The organism is Pseudoalteromonas sp. BSi20480 (assembly GCF_000241365.1).
In the GTDB taxonomy this organism is placed as follows: domain Bacteria; phylum Pseudomonadota; class Gammaproteobacteria; order Enterobacterales; family Alteromonadaceae; genus Pseudoalteromonas; species Pseudoalteromonas marina.
In genome coordinates, this window is sequence record NZ_BADX01000053.1 from 1 (window position 1) to 3,492 (window position 3,492).

Here is a 3,492-nt window from a genome sequence, read left to right on the forward strand (position 1 = left end):
ATGGGCCATTGGCCCATTTTTTATGCCTATAGACTACCTTCAAGCTTTTTCTTTTGAGCTAGCTCAAAGTATTTTACATCGTTTTAGGGCTTTAACTGTTGAATTGTTATTAACACTACTTTTTCCTTCAATATTAACCACTTAATTAATAGGGGTAGTACTAAACCTAAAAGTTATAGAGGAAGTTGTGTTTAATAAATTTACGAAGCTATGCATTAAATGTGAGTATTTAATTAGCAACGGAGTGAAGTAAATAATGTACTTCACTTAAAAAGAGGGGATTACGCGCTATGGCATTTTTTGTATTTTTTTGCGCTGCCACAAGGGCAATCATCATTCCTGCCAACTTTTATATCAGCGACCGGAAATATAATACCATCGAGATATCGCCACTGGTGTTGCTCTTTTATAAATTGAGAGCGCTCATGTAACACACAATATAGGTTTTGATAAAAATAGGTAGCTTTAAACTCAACGACCCCTTTATTTTCATCGCTGTTTGTTTCAATAACAGATAAGCTTACAAATCGACAACTGGTCGCAAATTCTTTAATTTCATTTACAGGGTTTTCAGCTTGCTTTTCACTTGCATATGTTTGGTATACGTATTTAGAATTTTTTTGTACGTAAGCTGTATACCTAGAGCGCATTAACTGCTCGGGTGTTTCTGCTTGTTTATCACCTAATAGCAGTGGTTCACAGCAATCTTCGTAATTTTTTTGGTTTCCACAAAAGCAAGTGTTGTTATTTAAATAATTCATAATTGTTACATAAGATTTAAAACATCATTTTAGCAAGCTTGCTGTATGTAAGGTATATCAAGTACGTCAGAATTTTTAGTAAAACAGTATAACTTTGTTTTTGTGTTACTTAAGTTAAGCGATAAGTTGCTCAATAACTGATTGTTTAACATATCAGTCCATGTAATGACCGCTGCAAAGTTACCATTATGCAGTGCGCTACGCAGTACATATTCTAAATTTACTAAATGTTTTTGCCTAATGACTAATAGTTTACTTGTGTCTATTGAACATGAATCAAGCAAAGCTTTACTAGGAACATGATCTGGTGCGATTAATAAAGTCCAAGCATTTAAACTATTATACTGGTGTAGCACCTTTAACAGCTCAAACGTTGCCGATATATCATCTTCAATTTGAATCACGTTAACACAATCAGATAGTTCGTCTTGTTGATAGCTTTTTACTGTTCTTACGGTTATTGGCTGTAACATATCATCTCGCTCACTGGGTTTATATACAGTACACGTATACAGTAGTTTATACAGTGTTATGGCGCAAGTGTTTTTTTGCTATTTTTTTATACAAATTTATATTCTATTTTTAAGGATATGTATTTTAATATTTATATTGTTGATATTTATCGCTTTTATTTAAATTGGAATGTTAGTGGGTGAGTGTTTTTTATACAGGTTGAAAAGGTTTGCTTACGTTTTTTATAAATTTAAATTATAGCTCTGTACTGTATACAGTACTTTTACGAGCTAAGTTTCGGGCTTTTACTAAGGGGCAGGGGGGATTAAATGGGCATATTGTAATTGATGAATTTGTTCATATAAACTGGCTGCATAACATTGGGCATCCTTAAAACGCTTTGTTTCTATATATTTTCTTAAATCAGCAAGCGCAACTGTAGCTGGCTCATGACCCTGGCTACTCGATAAGCTAAGCCAAGCAACTCCATGAAATACACTTTGTGGAACACCTTGGCCTTTTACAAAAAACAAGCCTAAATAAAATTGCCCTCGGTGATCACCAGACATTGCCGATAAACGCATCCACTTTGCAGCTAAAGCAGGCTGGTTATTTTTTAAATAATATAGCGCCTTATTCAGCGTACTTTGTTGAGAGCTATCATTTTCAGGTGACGAATTAGTATCGCCTGGTTGTGTCACAAAAGACAAAATGTTGTCTAATTGTTGTTCTAAATCATAACCTGTTGGTGTGGTTTTTATCATATGCTGTCATTCGGTATAGTTAACTACTTCAATAGTTTAGTATATCGCAAGGTAAAATGTCCTGAAAAATATACTTTTTATGATAAAATCTCGCTACTTTTTATTGTTGTAAGTTCATTATGTTAGAAGCTTTATTTAAAATTAACGAAAATGGGTCCACGGTTCGACGAGAATGCATCGCCGGAATGACTACTTTTATCACAATGGTTTACATTGTATTCGTGAACCCTGCGATGTTAGCAGAAGCGGGAATGGATCAAGGTGCTGCTTTTGTTGCTACTTGTATTGCTGCTGCAATAGGTTGTTTTATTATGGGGTTATGGGCCAATTACCCATTAGCTTTAGCACCTGGCATGGGGTTAAACGCCTTCTTTACGTATGGCGTTGTATTAGGTATGGGATACACCTGGGAAGCTGCGTTGGGCGCAGTATTTATGTCGGGTTGTATATTTTTATTATTAAGTTTATTTAAGGTTAGAGAATGGATAATAAATGCCATTCCATTAGTTTTAAAACGGGCTATTGCGACAGGCATTGGCGCATTTTTAGCCTTAATAGCACTTAAAAATGCAGGCATTATTGTGGCAAGCCCCGCTACATTTGTGCAGTTGGGTGACATAACATCTGCGGGACCGTTACTGGCTATATTTAGCTTTTTTATTATTGCGGCATTGTTATATCGTGATTTTAAAAGTGGAGTGTTGATCAGTATTTTATTGGTTACTGCTATCTCACTTGGTTTAGGTTTAGTTGAATACCAAGGAATTATTGCTGCACCGCCTTCAATTTTACCTACTTTTATGCAGTGGGATTTTGCTGCTGCTTTAGAACTTTCAATGCTTAGTGTTATTTTTGCATTTTTGTTTGTCGATTTGTTTGACACGTCAGGTACTCTTGTAGCTGTAACGCAAAAGGCTGGTCTTGCAGATGAAAAAGGAAACATGCCACGCTTAGGACGTGCACTCAGTGCCGATAGCTCAGCTACCATTGCAGGTGCAATGTTAGGTACCTCAACAACCACATCTTATATAGAGTCAGTTGCGGGTGTATCTGTTGGTGGGCGTACAGGTTTAACTGCAGTGGTAGTTGGTTGCTGCTTTTTGCTAATGATGTTCTTTGCACCGTTAGCTAATATGGTACCAGCTTATGCAACAGCGGGCGCAATTTTATATGTTGCTGTACTCATGCTACAAAACTTAAAATTTGTGGACTGGGACGATATGACAGATGCTATTCCAGTAGCCGTTGTGCTTTTAATGACGCCGCTTACGTTTTCAATTGCGCATGGAATTGCGCTTGGTTTTATTTCATATACGGCGGTTAAGTTGCTTTGTGGTAAACGCAGTGAAATAACAATTAGTGTATGGATATTAACCGTGTTATTTATTGTTAAATTCGCGTTTTTATCATAAATAACAAAGTTTTGTTTTGATATATAACTACCAGCGACGTTATGTGATTTATCCCTGTTGGGGAAGCTAAACTCTCGGTTATAAAATTTAATGCTAAAAAAA

At 36.0% G+C, this 3,492-nt stretch carries 4 protein-coding genes; 1 reads left to right on the forward strand and 3 read right to left on the reverse strand.

The window, feature by feature from the left end; all coding sequences use genetic code 11:
- Window positions 1-281 precede the first annotated feature (281 nt).
- From P20480_RS13050 to P20480_RS13040, 3 genes are all read right to left on the reverse strand, one after another.
- Window positions 282-761 (reverse strand): YchJ family protein, encoded by a 480-nt coding sequence (locus P20480_RS13050; RefSeq protein WP_008128065.1) that lies wholly within the window; start codon window positions 759-761, stop codon window positions 282-284.
- A gap of 29 nt (window positions 762-790) precedes the next feature.
- Complete coding sequence (locus P20480_RS13045; RefSeq protein WP_006792358.1) at window positions 791-1,234, reverse strand: SulA-like leucine-rich domain-containing protein; 444 nt, start codon at window positions 1,232-1,234, stop codon at window positions 791-793.
- 288 nt (window positions 1,235-1,522) lie between these two features.
- Window positions 1,523-1,978 carry a tetratricopeptide repeat protein gene (locus tag P20480_RS13040; RefSeq protein WP_008128067.1) on the reverse strand — a complete coding sequence of 152 codons (456 nt, stop codon included), beginning with the start codon at window positions 1,976-1,978 and terminating at the stop codon, window positions 1,523-1,525.
- A 119-nt stretch (window positions 1,979-2,097) separates the two neighbouring features.
- Between P20480_RS13040 and P20480_RS13035 the strand changes: the two genes are divergently transcribed.
- On the forward strand, window positions 2,098-3,390 hold the full coding sequence (locus P20480_RS13035; RefSeq protein ID WP_164487214.1) for an NCS2 family permease: 1,293 nt from the start codon (window positions 2,098-2,100) through the stop codon (window positions 3,388-3,390).
- Window positions 3,391-3,492: the final 102 nt, after the last annotated feature.